11 protein-coding genes are annotated in these 15,138 nt (G+C 41.2%); 9 read left to right on the top strand and 2 right to left on the bottom strand.

Annotated features, from left to right (window positions below; translation table 11 throughout):
* Positions 1-154 precede the first annotated feature (154 nt).
* From malQ to HT697_RS10340, 3 genes are all read left to right on the top strand, one after another.
* On the top strand, positions 155-1,672 hold the full coding sequence (malQ, locus tag HT697_RS05895; RefSeq protein ID WP_173253540.1) for a 4-alpha-glucanotransferase: 1,518 nt from the start codon (positions 155-157) through the stop codon (positions 1,670-1,672).
* Positions 1,673-1,697: 25 nt separating this feature from the next.
* Positions 1,698-3,956 (top strand): glycogen/starch/alpha-glucan family phosphorylase, encoded by a 2,259-nt coding sequence (gene glgP, locus HT697_RS05890; protein WP_000950149.1) that lies wholly within the window; start codon positions 1,698-1,700, stop codon positions 3,954-3,956.
* A 219-nt stretch (positions 3,957-4,175) separates the two neighbouring features.
* Positions 4,176-4,382, top strand: a complete 207-nt coding sequence (locus tag HT697_RS10340) for a hypothetical protein (RefSeq protein ID WP_240148998.1) — start codon at positions 4,176-4,178, stop codon at positions 4,380-4,382.
* Positions 4,383-4,723: 341 nt separating this feature from the next.
* On the opposite strand, the gene HT697_RS05885 is transcribed toward HT697_RS10340, so the two are convergent.
* Positions 4,724-5,572 carry a putative RNA methyltransferase gene (locus HT697_RS05885; protein ID WP_173214491.1) on the bottom strand — a complete coding sequence of 283 codons (849 nt, stop codon included), beginning with the start codon at positions 5,570-5,572 and terminating at the stop codon, positions 4,724-4,726.
* Between the two features lie 150 nt (positions 5,573-5,722).
* Between HT697_RS05885 and HT697_RS05880 the strand changes: the two genes are divergently transcribed.
* Together HT697_RS05880 and HT697_RS05875 are read left to right on the top strand one after the other, a co-directional pair.
* Positions 5,723-6,001, top strand: coding sequence for a DUF6110 family protein (locus HT697_RS05880; protein WP_000910910.1), 279 nt, complete (start codon positions 5,723-5,725; stop codon positions 5,999-6,001).
* Between the two features lies 1 nt (position 6,002).
* The gene (locus tag HT697_RS05875) at positions 6,003-8,066 is read left to right on the top strand and encodes a heavy metal translocating P-type ATPase (protein WP_173214492.1); all 2,064 of its coding nucleotides are present in this window, start codon (positions 6,003-6,005) and stop codon (positions 8,064-8,066) included.
* A gap of 77 nt (positions 8,067-8,143) precedes the next feature.
* Here the strand turns inward: HT697_RS05875 and tyrS are convergent, their stop codons facing one another.
* A complete protein-coding gene (gene tyrS / locus HT697_RS05870; RefSeq protein WP_000546889.1) occupies positions 8,144-9,400 on the bottom strand; it encodes a tyrosine--tRNA ligase in 1,257 nt (418 codons plus the stop codon).
* Between the two features lie 141 nt (positions 9,401-9,541).
* On the opposite strand from tyrS, the gene pbp1b reads away from it, so the two are divergent.
* The 4 genes from pbp1b (at position 9,542) to HT697_RS05850 (ending at position 15,135) form a co-directional block, all read left to right on the top strand.
* Positions 9,542-12,016 carry a penicillin-binding protein PBP1B gene (gene pbp1b / locus HT697_RS05865; protein ID WP_173262519.1) on the top strand — a complete coding sequence of 825 codons (2,475 nt, stop codon included), beginning with the start codon at positions 9,542-9,544 and terminating at the stop codon, positions 12,014-12,016.
* 82 nt (positions 12,017-12,098) lie between these two features.
* Positions 12,099-13,010, top strand: coding sequence for a DMT family transporter (locus HT697_RS05860; RefSeq protein WP_173218863.1), 912 nt, complete (start codon positions 12,099-12,101; stop codon positions 13,008-13,010).
* A 228-nt stretch (positions 13,011-13,238) separates the two neighbouring features.
* Complete coding sequence (gene dapD, locus HT697_RS05855; protein WP_050392043.1) at positions 13,239-13,937, top strand: 2,3,4,5-tetrahydropyridine-2,6-dicarboxylate N-acetyltransferase; 699 nt, start codon at positions 13,239-13,241, stop codon at positions 13,935-13,937.
* Between the two features lie 67 nt (positions 13,938-14,004).
* Positions 14,005-15,135, top strand: a complete 1,131-nt coding sequence (locus tag HT697_RS05850; RefSeq protein ID WP_050392044.1) for an N-acetyldiaminopimelate deacetylase — start codon at positions 14,005-14,007, stop codon at positions 15,133-15,135.
* The last annotated feature ends 3 nt before the right edge of the window (positions 15,136-15,138 follow it).

Raw genomic sequence — 15,138 nt, 5'->3', positions numbered from 1 at the left:
TACTTTGAGAAGTTAGCCCTTAAAAATAATCAAAAAAGTTTTTTTAAAAACGCTTGCAATTATGCTTGAAAAGGAGTATACTTATAAGTAGCGCAAACGTTTGCGTCTGTTAAAATACGCAACGTTCCATTATTTTAACACATGAGGTGCTATTATGAAAAAACGTCAAAGTGGTGTGTTGATGCACATCTCTTCTCTCCCAGGAGCTTACGGAATCGGATCATTTGGTCAAAGTGCTTACGACTTCGTTGATTTCTTGGTTCGTACAAAACAACGTTACTGGCAAATCCTTCCATTAGGAACAACTAGTTACGGGGATTCTCCTTACCAATCTTTCTCAGCCTTCGCAGGAAACACTCATTTTATCGATTTAGATATCTTGGTGGAGCAAGGTTTGTTGGAAGTAAGTGACCTTGAAGGAGTTGACTTTGGTAGCGATGCGTCTGAAGTTGACTATGCTAAGATTTACTATGCACGTCGTCCTCTTTTAGAAAAAGCGGTGAAACGTTTCTTTGAAGTCGGAGATGTTAAAGATTTTGAGAAATTTGCTCAAGACAACCAATCCTGGCTTGAGCTCTTTGCTGAGTATATGGCTATCAAAGAGCATTTTGACAATCTTGCTTGGACAGAATGGCCAGATGCAGATGCTCGTGCTCGTAAAGCTTCAGCACTTGAAAGCTACCGTGAGCAATTAGCAGACAAGTTGGTTTACCACCGTGTGACGCAATACTTCTTCTTCCAACAATGGTTGAAATTGAAAGCTTACGCAAACGACAACCACATCGAAATCGTTGGGGACATGCCAATCTACGTAGCGGAAGATTCAAGCGATATGTGGGCAAATCCACATCTCTTCAAGACAGATGTCAATGGTAAGGCTACTTGCATCGCCGGATGCCCACCAGATGAATTTTCTGCAACTGGTCAGCTTTGGGGTAACCCAATCTATGACTGGGAAGCAATGGACAAAGACGGCTACAAATGGTGGATTGAACGCTTGCGTGAAAGCTTCAAAATCTACGACATCGTTCGTATCGACCACTTCCGTGGTTTCGAATCTTACTGGGAAATCCCTGCTGGTTCTGATACAGCAGCACCTGGTGAGTGGGTGAAAGGTCCTGGCTACAAGCTTTTTGCAGCCGTTAAGGAAGAACTTGGTGAGCTAAACATCATTGCAGAAGACCTTGGTTTCATGACAGACGAAGTTATCGAATTACGTGAACGTACTGGCTTCCCAGGAATGAAGATTCTTCAATTTGCCTTCAACCCAGAAGACGAAAGCATCGATAGCCCACACTTGGCACCTGCTAACTCTGTTATGTACACAGGAACACACGATAACAATACGGTCCTTGGTTGGTACCGTAATGAGATCGACGATCCAACTCGTGAATACATGGCTCGCTACACGAACCGTAAAGAGTATGAAACAGTTCCACACGCTATGCTTCGCACAGTCTTTTCATCAGTTAGCTTCATGGCAATTGCAACTATGCAAGATTTGCTAGAATTGGATGAGACAGCTCGTATGAACTTCCCATCTACCCTTGGTGGAAACTGGTCTTGGCGTATGACTGAGGAACAATTGACACCAGCTGTCGAGGAAGGTTTGCTTGACTTGACAACAATCTATCGCCGAATCAATGAAAATTTGGTAGAATTAAAGAAATAATACAATATCAGGAGACACCTTAAACATGTTATCACTACAAGAATTTGTACAAAATCGTTACAATAAAACCATTGCAGAATGTAGCAATGAAGAGCTTTACCTTGCTCTTCTTAACTACAGCAAGCTTGCAAGTAGCCAAAAACCAGTTAACACTGGTAAAAAGAAAGTTTACTATATCTCAGCTGAGTTCTTGATTGGTAAACTCTTGTCAAACAACTTGATCAACCTTGGTCTTTACGACGATGTCAAAAAAGAACTTGCTGCTGCAGGTAAAGACTTGATCGAAGTCGAAGAAGTTGAATTGGAACCATCTCTTGGTAATGGTGGTTTGGGACGTTTGGCTGCCTGCTTTATCGACTCAATTGCGACTCTTGGCTTGAACGGTGATGGTGTTGGTCTTAACTACCACTTTGGTCTTTTCCAACAAGTTCTTAAAAACAACCAACAAGAAACAATTCCAAATGCATGGTTGACAGAGCAAAACTGGTTGGTTCGCTCAAGCCGTAGCTACCAAGTACCATTTGCAGACTTTACTTTGACATCAACTCTTTATGATATTGATGTTCCTGGTTACAAGACAGAAACGAAGAACCGCTTGCGTTTGTTTGACTTGGATTCAGTTGATTCTTCTATTATTAAAGACGGTATCAGCTTTGACAAGACAGATATCGCTCGCAACTTGACTCTCTTCCTTTACCCAGATGATAGTGACCGTCAAGGTGAATTGCTCCGTATCTTCCAACAATACTTCATGGTTTCAAACGGTGCGCAATTGATCATCGACGAAGCAATCGAAAAAGGAAGCAACTTGCATGACCTTGCTGACTACGCAGTTGTCCAAATCAACGACACTCACCCATCAATGGTTATCCCTGAATTGATCCGTCTTTTGACTGCACGTGGTATCGAGCTTGACGAAGCAATTTCAATCGTTCGTAGCATGACTGCCTACACTAACCACACAATACTTGCTGAAGCCCTTGAAAAATGGCCTCTTGAATTCTTGCAAGAAGTGGTTCCTCACTTGGTACCAATCATCGAAGAATTGGACCGTCGCGTGAAAGCAGAATACAAAGATCCAGCTGTTCAAATTATCGATGAGAGCGGACGTGTTCACATGGCTCACATGGATATCCACTACGGATACAGCGTTAACGGAGTAGCAGCACTTCACACTGAAATCTTGAAGAACTCTGAGTTGAAAGCCTTCTATGACCTTTACCCAGAAAAATTCAACAACAAAACAAACGGTATCACTTTCCGTCGTTGGCTCATGCATGCTAACCCAAGCTTGTCTCACTACTTGGATGAGATTCTTGGAGATGGTTGGCACCATGAAGCTGATGAGCTTGAAAAACTCTTGTCTTATGAAGACAAAGCAGCTGTCAAAGAAAAATTGGAAAGCATCAAGGCTCACAACAAACGTAAATTGGCTCGTCACTTGAAAGAACACCAAGGTGTAGAAATCAATCCAAACTCTATCTTTGATATCCAAATCAAACGTCTTCACGAGTACAAACGCCAACAAATGAACGCTTTGTACGTGATCCACAAATACCTTGACATCAAAGCTGGGAACATCCCTGCTCGCCCAATCACAATCTTCTTTGGTGGTAAAGCAGCTCCAGCCTACACAATCGCTCAAGACATCATCCACTTGATCCTTTGCATGTCAGAAGTTATTGCTAACGATCCAGCAGTAGCTCCACACTTGCAAGTAGTTATGGTTGAAAACTACAACGTTACTGCAGCAAGCTTCCTTATCCCAGCATGTGATATCTCAGAACAAATCTCACTTGCTTCTAAAGAAGCTTCAGGTACTGGTAATATGAAATTCATGTTGAACGGAGCTTTGACTCTTGGTACTATGGACGGAGCTAACGTGGAAATCGCTGAGTTGGTTGGCGACGAAAACATCTACATCTTTGGTGAAGATTCAGAAACTGTTATCGACCTTTACGCAAAAGCAGCTTACAAATCAAGCGAATTCTACGCTCGTAAAGCTATCAAACCATTGGTTGACTTCATCGTTAGCGATGCAGTTCTTGCAGCTGGAAATAAAGAGCGCTTGGAACGTCTTTACAATGAATTGATCAACAAAGACTGGTTCATGACTCTTCTTGACTTAGAAGATTACATCAAAGTGAAAGAGCAAATGTTGGCTGACTACGAAGACCGTGACGCATGGTTGGATAAAGTCATCGTTAACATTTCTAAAGCAGGGTTCTTCTCATCTGACCGTACAATTGCTCAGTATAACGAAGATATCTGGCACTTGAACTAAGATACAAATTTATACTAATACATTTTGTAAAAAAGCGAGTTTCGATTGAAATTCGCTTTTTTAATGATGTAGATTTGAGTCAATCTTGTCTTAAAAAGATAGAAATCATAGATACAGTGAAGGCTTTAAATACTGCTTTTTACTCTCTTTCAACCTCATACCCCTTGTATTCGATTACATAAAGTATTATAATATAATTGTAGGAAAGAAGGTGTTTTTATGTGGAAAAAATATTTTTCAAAATATAAATGGACGGATTTATTTTGGATTTTATTTATCATTTTGACCTGCCTCTTGGCGGGTAATGATACTCTTTTCCCCCTTACCCATCAAGAAATCTCTTATCATGGGTGCTTATTTGGAATTACACTTGCCTTATTTCACTTGCTATTTATTGATAAGTTTGTTATCTCGAATCGAAAATAAAGATTAGAACTATGCTTGACTGCCTACTTTTATGATTGATTTTGGAGGGAAGATTTTGTCTCTGTTATTTATTATTTTAAATTTGTTTATCTTGTACAAGATCTATTCTTTAAGGCGGGAAAAATCGAAATACTTGATTTATACGGCCTATATCATATTTGGGGTAAATGTACTATATGGTATTCAATGGTTATTAAAAGAACTGATTTCAAATATTTCCCCTTAATGTGTATGGAAACTATAACAAAACGCATAAGATTAAGGTTTTTGACCACCTGTTCTTATGCGTTTTCGTAATATTGAAGATTTTCGGTAAGTTTTATACCTTTGGGAAGTATAGTTTAGAGTGCTTTCCCAACCAAAATCTCTGCTTCAATGGTAATTTCTGTCAGTTGGCTCCAGTCAATCTTGCTCTGGTCAACGTGAAATAGGAGAGGGGTCATGCTGAGTAGGGCTTGGAGTTGCACTGTTGTGATAGTCTTAGTAAGAGAGGCCGTTTGACTAGATAGGATGGTAAAGTGTTCTTGGAAATGATTTTTGATTTCTTGATTAGAATAATTCTTGTTTGTCAGCTGGTCTTGTACCTTCTGACGGATTTCCTTGAGATGATTTTCAGTTGGGATAATCTTTATCAAGATACCGTCTTTGGATAAAACGCGACGAAATTCTCCATAGTTGGCAGGTGAGAAGATATCAAGCAGGATATCCATGCTAGCGTCTTTTATAGGAAGACGAGCCAAGTCACCAACGAACCAGTTGACTGCCCAGTTGGGTTCGCTCTTGGCAGCGATTTGGACTGAATCTTTGGAGATGTCAAAGGCATAGAAAGTTTTTTCAGAGTGACTTTCTTGGAGTTTACGAGAGTAGAAACCTTCACCACAACCGATATCTAAAATTGTTTTGGCATTTTTTGAGCTTGAAAGTAAATCAGAGACGACCTCTAGAATAGCTTGGTAAAATCCAGCTTCTAGGATTTGTTGGCGGTTTTGAAAATTTTCCTTGTCGTAGTTAGCAGATTGCTTAATTTGAGGTGCCAGATTGACATAGCCAAATTTAGCCAAGTCAAAAGAATGACGGTTGCAGCACTTGAGACTAGTCTCTACCAGAGTCAGATTTTCTTGGCAGATAGGGCAGGCAAAGGCAGTCGCAGAAGCAAAACGCTGGAGTTTAGGTTTGAGATTTGTATTCATAGTTTAAGTGTATCAAAAGAGGCAAATGAAAGCAACTTTAGGATGATTTGTAATAAAATTAAATAGTAGTATAATTACTTTTCAAAGTGCCAAAATTAAATTGCTTTTATATCTAAATTGTTATATAATAATAGCTAGGAGGAAATAAGTATGTTAAAAGAAGTATTGACCGTCGCAAAAGTTGCGAAAAAATCATCACTCTTTTTAGGTGGAGTTGCATTTGGTACCCTTGGTTTGAAAATCTTGGCAAGTAAGGAAGCTAAAAAAGGTTATTCTAAAGCTTTGGCTAAGGCTTACAAGTTGAAAGACGGGCTAGACGCATCTGTTTCTGTTGTGAAGCAACATGGAGACGATGTCTTGCAAGATGCCAAATATTTGTACGAGCAAGAGAAAAAAGAAGAGCAATTAGATAGCCTTATAGGAGAATAATATGTCTTTTAAAGTGCTACATAGAGGATACCAACATATCCGACTATCATCTTCTTTTTCACTCACCTTGGATATTCAAGACTATCTTCGTTCCTTGGCGAGAGATGAAAAGGGGATTGAGTCTATCCAGTTTTACATGGATCAACAGCACTTTACTCTACGTATAAAAGAAGGCTTTTCTGTATTAGATAATGCAGAAGCCTTTTTAAAAAGAATTGATAAAGGGAATGTTTCTGAGTTGATGACTCTTCCCATTCGTAGAGAAGAGAGTGCTTATTCTATAGTTTCAGGTGCAGCGATTAAGCGTATACTTTTTCGTAGTTTTGTGCCGTATCCTATTCGCTATATATGGACTTGTTATCAGGCTTTTGGTTATATTAGAGAAGCCTATCAAACACTAGCGCGTAAGGAACTAACGATGGAGGTTTTGGACTGTTCGGCGATTTTATTGTCCTTGTTTATGAACCAATCTAAGACAGCTAGCAATATCATGTTTATGCTTGATTTGGGGAATCATTTAGATCAGTGGTCCTTGAAAAAAACTGCAACAGATTTAGAACAGAGTCTTCTTGCAAAAGAGAGCGATGTATTCTTAGTACAGGGCGATACGGTCGTTAGTATCAAGAGTTCCGACGTTCAAATAGGAGATGTCTTGGTCCTATCTCAAGGAAATGAAATTCTGTTTGATGGACAAGTAGTTTCAGGTTTAGGTATGGTCAACGAAAGTTCCTTGACGGGAGAGAGTTTTCCAGTTGAAAAAAGAGAGTCTGATTCGGTTTGTGCAAACACAGTCTTGGAGACTGGGGAGCTACGCATTCGTGTAACCGATAATCAGATGAACAGCCGTATTTTACAGCTGATTGAGTTGATGAAGAAATCTGAAGAAAACAAGAAAACGAAACAACGCTATTTCATCAAGATGGCGGACAAGGTCGTCAAATATAATTTCTTGGGGGCTGGGCTGACTTACCTATTGACAGGTTCTTTTTCGAAGGCTATTTCTTTCCTATTGGTCGATTTCTCCTGCGCTTTGAAAATCTCTACTCCTGTAGCTTATTTGACAGCTATCAAGGAGGGGTTGAATCGTGAAATGGTGATTAAGGATGGGGATGTTCTGGAGAAATATCTGGAAGTTGATACTTTCTTGTTTGATAAGACGGGAACAATCACAACTAGCTATCCGATAGTTGAAAAGGTGTTACCTTTTGGGGACTATAGTGAGGAAGATATTCTCAGAATCAGTGCCTGTCTTGAGGAACACATTTATCATCCTATTGCTAATGCCATCGTCAAGCAAGCCGAGATAGAGGGAATTGAACATGAGGAAATGCATGGGAAACTCCAATATATCGCAAGCAAGGGGATTAAATCTCATATAGATGGGCAACCAGTTCTTATTGGGAATTATGTCTTGATGCAGGATGAACAGATTCATATCAGTTCAGAACAACATGCTTTAATTGAAGAGTACAAGAGTCACTACAATCTCTTATTCTTGGCTTATCAGAATGAATTGATTGGAATGTTCTGTATTCATACTCCTTTGAGAAAAGAAGCAAAAGCAGCCTTGGAGAAACTTAAGGCACAAGGGAAAAAATTGATTCTGGCAACAGGGGACACCTTGGTTAGAACAGAGGAATTAGTCAAAGATTTGCCCTTTGATCAGGTCTATACAGACTTGAAACCTGATGGGAAATTTGAGTTAGTAGAGGAACTGCAGAAAGCAGGTCACACTATTTTGATGGTTGGGGATGGGTTGAATGACTCAGCTGCTCTAACCCTATCAGATATCGGTGTGGTGATGAATGAGAGTGCAGATATTTCTAAGCAGATGAGCGATATCTTATTGTTAGATAATCGTTTGGATTTCTTCCAAGAGTTGGATTGGCTATCATCATCTTTGCAAACACTCATCAAGAAGAATATTCAAGATACCGTTGTCGTAAATAGTAGTTTGATTGGCTTTGGCTTGTTTAATTGGCTCAGTCCTTCAAATCTCTCTATCTTACATAATCTAACAACCTTACGCATAGTCCTGCGTAGCCTGTCTATTAAGGCTAGATAGATGTGATTATCAACAACAAAAAGGAGTTACCTTTCTCGAGGGCAACTCCTTTTTTCTATAGGTAAATGTTGAACAGTTTAGTAAGTCAGTACAAAGTATTTTTTCTTCCCGCGACGGATAACAGTCAGTTCGTTCTCAAGCTTATCTGCGTCGTTCAAGACATAGTCAAGGTCTTGGATACGGTCGCCGTTTACGTAGATAGCTCCGTTTTGGACATCTTCACGGGCTTGACGTTTTGAGTTAACCACACCAGATGACACGAGCAGTTCCACGATATTGTGATTTTCATCTACTTGTACTTGGTAGTTTGGCACACCACGAAGTCCTTGTTTGAGCTCTTTGACAGAAAGGTTTTTGATGTTTCCTGCAAAGAGTTGCTCAGTGATGTTGAGGGCTTCTTTGTAAGCTTCTTCTCCGTGAACAAGTGTAACGACTTCACGAGCCAAGACTTTTTGTGCCAAGCGTTCGTGTGGAGCTGCTTCAAATTGTTTACGGATGTCTTCAATCTCATCAAGTGACAAGAAAGTAAAAATCTTCAAGAAGCGAACAGCGTCTGCGTCCATAACGTTCATCCAAAATTGGTACATTTCGTATGGAGAAGTCTTTTCAGGATTAAGCCAGACGGCATTTCCTTCTGATTTACCAAATTTCTTACCAGTTGCATCTGTGATAAGCGGTACTGTGATTACGTGGCCAGTCTTGTCAGCTTTACGACGAAGCAATTCGGTACCAGCTGTCATATTTCCCCACTGGTCAGAACCACCGATTTGAAGCGTTACGTTGTGGTCTTGGTTAAGAACGAAGAAGTCGTAACCTTGCATGATTTGGTAAGCGAACTCAGTGTAAGAAATTCCTGTTTCAATTCGTTTTTTCACAGATTCCTTGCTCATCATGTAGTTGACAGTGAAGTATTTTCCGATATCACGGAGGAAGTCAATGAAGCTGATGCTGCCAAACCAGTCGTAGTTGTTGACCATGACAGCCTTGTTTTCGCCATTTTCAAAATCAAGAAAACGAGAAAGTTGTCCTTGGATAGACTTGACCCAGCCATCTACTGTGTCTTTTGTTTGGAGACTACGTTCAGCATCTTTGAAGGACGGATCTCCGATGAGACCAGTAGCACCGCCAACGAGCGCATAAGGTTTGTGACCTGCTAGTTGCAAGCGACGACTTGTCAAGATTGCGACAAGGTGGCCTAGGTGAAGGCTGTCAGCAGTTGGATCGTAGCCAGTATAATAAGAAACTTGACCTTCTTCTAGGGCTTTACGCAAAGCTTCTTCATCAGTCGTTTGAAAAATCAAACCACGCTCTTTTAGCTCATCAAAAATGTGCATGTGTCTTTTCTCCTTTTTTAAATTATTGTTTCTACCTATTGTATCACAAACTTGGGCAATAGCCTAGCAGAATAGGGAAGAAAGTGGCTATTTTATTGAAAGTTTCCCTTTTATGGTATAATAGATAGAGTGAGGAAATCCATGCAAAATCAATTAAATGAATTAAAACGAAAAATGCTGGAATTTTTCCAGCAAAAACAAAAAAATAAAAAATCAGCTAGCCCTGGCAAGAAAGGTTCAAGTGCCCAAAAATCTAAATCACTAGATAGGCCAGCCATTTTTCCAGCTATTTTACTGAGTATAAAAGCCCTATTTAACTTGCTCTTTGTGCTCGGTTTTCTAGGAGGAATGTTGGGAGCTGGGATTGCTTTGGGGTACGGAGTGGCCTTGTTTGACAAGGTACGGGTGCCTCAGACAGAAGAATTGGTGAATCAGGTCAAGGACATCTCTTCTATTTCAGAGATTACCTATTCGGACGGGACGGTGATTGCTTCCATAGAGAGTGACTTGTTGCGCACTTCTATCTCATCTGAGCAAATTTCGGAAAATCTGAAGAAGGCTATTATTGCGACGGAAGACGAACACTTTAAAGAACATAAGGGTGTAGTGCCCAAGGCGGTGATTCGTGCGACCTTGGGGAAATTTGTAGGTTTGGGTTCCTCTAGTGGGGGTTCAACCTTGACCCAGCAACTGATTAAACAGCAGGTGGTTGGAGATGCGCCTACCTTGGCTCGTAAGGCGACAGAGATTGTGGATGCTCTTGCCTTGGAACGCGCCATGAATAAAGATGAGATTTTAACGACCTATCTCAATGTGGCTCCCTTTGGCCGAAATAATAAGGGACAGAATATTGCAGGGGCTCAGCAGGCAGCTGAGGGGATTTTCGGTGTAGATGCAAGTCAGTTGACGGTTCCTCAAGCAGCATTTTTAGCAGGACTTCCACAGAGTCCCATTACCTATTCTCCTTATGAAAATACTGGAGAGTTGAAGAGTGATGAAGACTTAGAAATAGGCTTGAGACGGGCTAAGGCAGTTCTTTACAGTATGTATCGTACAGGTGCCTTAAGCAAAGACGAGTATTCTCAATATAAGGATTACAATCTTAAACAGGACTTTCTCCCTTCAGCTACAGTCATAGGTGTGTCACGAGGCTATTTATACTTTACAGCCTTGGCAGAAGCTCAAGAACGTATGTATGACTATCTAACTCAGAGAGACAATGTCTCCGCTAAGGAGTTGAAAAATGAGGCAACTCAGAAGTTTTATCGCGATTTGGCATCCAAGGAAATTGAAAATGGTGGTTATAAAATTACTACTACCATAGACCAGAAAATTCATTCTGCTATGCAAAGTGCGGTTGCTGACTATGGCTATCTTTTAGACGATGGAACAGGTCGTGTAGAAGTAGGGAATGTCCTGATGGACAACCAAACAGGTGCTATTCTAGGCTTTGTAGGTGGTCGTAATTATCAAGAAAATCAAAACAATCATGCCTTTGATACCAAGCGCTCACCAGCTTCTACTACCAAGCCTTTGCTGGCCTACGGTATTGCTATTGACCAGGGCTTGATGGGAAGCGAAACGATTCTATCTAACTATCCAACAAACTTTGCCAATGGGAATCCGATTATGTATGCTAATAGTAAGGGAACAGGAATGATGACCTTGGGAGAAGCTCTGAACTATTCATGGAATATCCCTGCTTACTGGACCTATCGTATGCTTCGTGAAAAGGGTATTGATGTCAAGGGTTATATGGAAAAGATGGGTTACGAGATTCCTGAGTACGGTATTGAGAGCTTGCCAATGGGTGGTGGTATTGAAGTCACAGTTGCCCAGCATACCAATGGCTATCAGACCCTAGCAAATAATGGTCTATATCATAAAAAACATGTGATTTCTAAAATTGAAGCAGCAGATGGTAGAGTGGTGTATGAATATCAGGATAAACCAGTTCAAGTCTATTCAAAAGCTACTGCGACGATTATGCAGGGCTTGTTGCGAGAAGTTCTATCCTCTCGTGTGACAACAACCTTCAAGACGAATCTGACTTCTTTAAATCCTACTCTGGCTAATGCAGATTGGATTGGGAAGACTGGTACAACCAACCAAGACGAAAATATGTGGCTCATGCTTTCGACACCTAGATTAACCCTGGGTGGCTGGATTGGGCATGATGATAATCATTCGCTGTCACGTAGAGCAGGTTATTCTAATAACTCTAATTACATGGCTCATCTGGTAAATGCGATTCAGCAAGCCTCCCCAAGCATTTGGGGGAACGAGCGCTTCGCTTTAGATCCTAGTGTCGTAAAATCCGAAGTCTTGAAATCAACAGGTCAAAAACCAGGGAAGGTTTCTGTTGAAGGAAAAGAGGTAGAGGTCACAGGTTCGACTGTTACCAGCTATTGGGCTAATAAGGCAGGAGCGCCAACGACTAGTTATCGCTTTGCTATTGGTGGAAGTGATGCAGATTATCAGAATGCTTGGTCAAGTATCGTTAGCACACTACCAACTCCATCAAGCTCCAGCAGTTCAAGTAGTTCAAGTAGTAGTTCTAGTGATAGCAGTAACTCAAGTATTACACGACCTTCTTCTTCAAGGGCGAGACGATAAGTTCTATGAACTGTGCTAAATGAAGTGGCCAATCAATGGATTGCCACTTTTTTCTTTTTTCCTTTCGTGTTACAATAAAGGTATGAATCAGTATCAGAAAAAGATTGTTAAAGGAACCATTTATTCTCTTCTATCCGGCCTAATCTGGGGAATCTGTGGGATTTTAGGAGAGTACTTCTTTACTCATTATCAGGTGTCTTCGGGCTGGATTACCTCTATGCGTTTGACACTGGCAGGAAGTCTTGTACTCATTTGGTCTGCGATGCAATTAAAATCGCAAGTGTTTGATATTTGGCGAGACAAGAAAAATTACCTGCCCTTTTTGGCCTATGCTATTTTGGGGATTTTTTCAGTCCAATATTTTTTCTATCTCTGTGTAGAATACTCAAATGCAGCGACAGCGACTATTTTACAGTTTATTAGCCCTGTCTTTATCCTCTTTTACAATCGCTTGGTTTATCAAAAACGAGCGTCAAAAAGTGCTATTTTCTATGTTTTGATTGCTATGCTGGGTGTTTGCCTGATGGCGACAAAAGGCGATCTCTCTCAGTTATCCATGACGCCACTAGCCCTTATAACAGGTCTGTTGAGTGCCATGGGGGTTATGTTTAATGTTATCTTACCCCAACCTTTTGCGAAACGCTATGGTTTTGTACCTACGGTTGGGTGGGGGATGATTTTGGCAGGTTTATTTAGCAATGTCCTCTCGCCGGTTTACCAGCTTTCCTTTACTCTGGATATTTGGGGTATCTTGATTTGCCTCATTATCGCTTTTTTCGGGACGGCTTTTGCCTTTTTCATTTCCATGAAGGCAGTGTCCTTGGTTTCTCCTTTGGTGGTTTCTGTTATCAGTGCCAGTGAACCTCTCTCTTCTGCTCTCTTGAGTGTTTTGTTCTTAGGATTGGTAGTGGATTGGTCCCTTCTTCTAGCGATGGCCTTGATTATTTTGCCTATGATATTTTTGTCTATAGAAGAAGCGAAAGAAAGTAGATAAAAGTCTTTTCTTAATTCTAAAAGTGTGCTATACTAGAATAGTCAATAAAACACGGGGAGATAGTTGTGAAGAGTGTTTTTAGGTTGTATCGGTAGGGGCTTGCTTTTACCGACAGCACGTTTTATCTCACATCCCTAAAAAATCATACCTAAAAACAGACAAAAAGGCTTCAAATTTGAGGCCTTTTTTGGTAGAATAGTTATCATTATAAAGAATGAGAGGCCTTTTATGACTGCTACAAAAATGAGCGCACAAGAAATTATTCAATTTATCGCCAATGCTGAAAAGAAAACCAGTGTGAAAGTAACCTTTGAGGGAGAACTTGCAACTGCTGTACCTAGCTCTATTGTTAAACTAGGGAATGTCTTATTTGGAGACTGGAAAGATGTTGCTCCGCTTCTCGATGGTTTGGTAGAAAATCAAGACTATGTTGTTGAGCAAGACGCTCGTAATTCTGCCGTTCCTTTGCTAGATAAACGTGCTATCAATGCTCGTATCGAGCCAGGTGCGATTATCCGTGATCAAGTTGAAATTGGTGACAGTGCTGTTATCATGATGGGAGCAGTCATCAATATCGGTGCTGAAATTGGTGCAGGAACCATGATTGACATGGGGGCTATCCTTGGTGGCCGTGCTATTGTTGGGAAAAACAGTCACGTTGGTGCAGGTGCCGTTCTTGCAGGTGTGATTGAGCCAGCTAGCGCAGAACCAGTCCGTGTTGGAGATAATGTTCTTATCGGCGCTAATGCAGTGGTCATCGAAGGAGTTCAAATCGGTAGTGGTTCAGTTGTCGCAGCAGGAGCTATTGTTACCCAAGATGTCCCAGAAAACGTAGTAGTAGCAGGTGTTCCAGCTCGTATCATCAAAGAGATTGATGCCCAAACCCAACAAAAAACAGCGCTAGAAGATGCGCTTCGTACCTTATAATTGTAAAAGAAAAATAGAGGCGGAACCCTTCTTCCAGCCTCTTTCTGCTATATAGGAGGACAGATAGATGTTAGATTTGATTCAGACTAGACGAGATTTGCACCAGATTCCAGAGATTGGCTTGGAGGAGTTCAAGACTCATGCTTATTTGCTAGATGTGATTGAGAAATTGACTGCGGGCAAGAAGTTTGTTCAAGTTCGTACTTGGCGGACAGGTATTTTGGTCTATTTGCAGGGAAGTCAGCCAGAGAGGACCATTGGTTGGCGGACAGATATTGATGGTCTGCCTATCGTTGAACAAACAGGATTTCCTTTCGCTTCTCAGCACCAAGGTAGTATGCATGCTTGTGGACATGATTTCCACATGACCATTGCCTTGGGCTGTCTTGAGCGCGCCCTTGAGGAGCAACCAAAGAACAATCTACTCTTCCTATTTCAGCCTGCTGAAGAAAATGAAGCTGGTGGCATGCTCATGTATGAGGATGGCGCTTTTGGAGACTGGTTGCCAGACCAGTTTTATGGCCTCCATGTCCGTCCAGATCTGAAAGTTGGCCAGATTGCGACCAATACTCATACACTTTTTGCAGGGACTTGTGAGGTGAAGATTCGTTTCAAAGGCAAAGGTGGCCACGCAGCCTTTCCGCATGAAGCCAATGACGCTTTGGTGGCGGCTAGTTACTTTGTAACCCAAGTGCAGTCAGTTGTCAGCCGCAATGTCAACCCAATCGAGGGAGCAGTGGTGACCTTTGGCGTTTTTCAGGCTGGAACAACCAACAATGTCATCACAGACACAGCCTTTTTACATGGAACTATTCGTGCCTTAACTCAGGATATGAGCCTCTTGGTGCAAAAGCGGGTCAAAACAGTTGCAGAAGGAGTTGCAGCTGCCTTTGATATGGAAGTTGAAGTGGAACTCAAGCAAGGTGGATACCTACCTGTTGAGAACAATCCAGCCTTGGCGCGTGAACTGATGGATTTCTTTGAAGAAAAAGACGGAATCGAGCTGATTGATATCGAGCCTGCTATGACAGGTGAAGACTTTGGTTATCTTCTTTCAAAGGTTGATGGTGTTATGTTTTGGCTAGGTATCGATAGTCCCTACGCTCTTCATCACCCTCAAATGAGTCCTAAGGAAGAGGCTTTATCTATTGGGGTGGATGCGGTCTCTAGTTTCCTGAAAAAGAAGGCAGCAGAGTAGAGG

This window comes from Streptococcus sp. 1621 (assembly GCF_013276615.1).
GTDB lineage: Bacteria > Bacillota > Bacilli > Lactobacillales > Streptococcaceae > Streptococcus.
Note: the sequence above shows the minus strand (reverse complement) of the source record. Positions and strands in the feature narration are given on the sequence as shown.